This window comes from Hahella sp. CCB-MM4, assembly GCF_002260525.1.
In the GTDB taxonomy this organism is placed as follows: Bacteria; Pseudomonadota; Gammaproteobacteria; order Pseudomonadales; family Oleiphilaceae; genus Hahella.
In genome coordinates this window covers 1-398 of the sequence record NZ_MRYI01000106.1, presented here as the reverse complement: position 1 = coordinate 398, position 398 = coordinate 1, and the positions used below count along the sequence as shown (strand labels likewise).

The following is a 398-nucleotide window of genomic DNA, read 5'->3' as shown; positions in this document are numbered from 1 at the left end:
GGTGGAAATGGTCGAACTTGAACACGCGGACCGGGCAGCGGGTGCGGATCTGCGCGATCACGGCGGCATTGCGCAGGACCTGCCCCCGATGGAAGACGAAAGTCTGCAGGAAGCGGTTGCCGTCGGCAGCAGACCCCCCGAACAGCTGCACGGGGCCGAGGCCGGGGGCGAGGGCGGCGGCGAGTTCGTCTTCCTTGCCCGAGAGGCCGTCGACCAGCAGGAAGGCGAATGCATGCTCCCAATCCGGGCGTGCGGCCGACAGGTTGCCGCGGTTGCGGATCAGATCGCCGGTCACCGCCTGAGCGTCGAGGGCGGAGAGGTCGTCGACTAGCAGCGTCTCGGCATGGAACAGCCGGTCGGGCAGGGCCATGGCGACTGCCAATCCCTCGGCATAGCCT

The 398-nt window shown here is 68.3% G+C and carries 1 protein-coding gene; it reads right to left on the bottom strand.

The features are described 5' to 3' along the window. Positions 1 to 370: FIST N-terminal domain-containing protein (locus BTA51_RS29115; RefSeq protein ID WP_305794081.1), on the bottom strand; the 370-nt coding region annotated here is incomplete at its 3' end. Positions 371 to 398 lie beyond the last annotated feature (28 nt).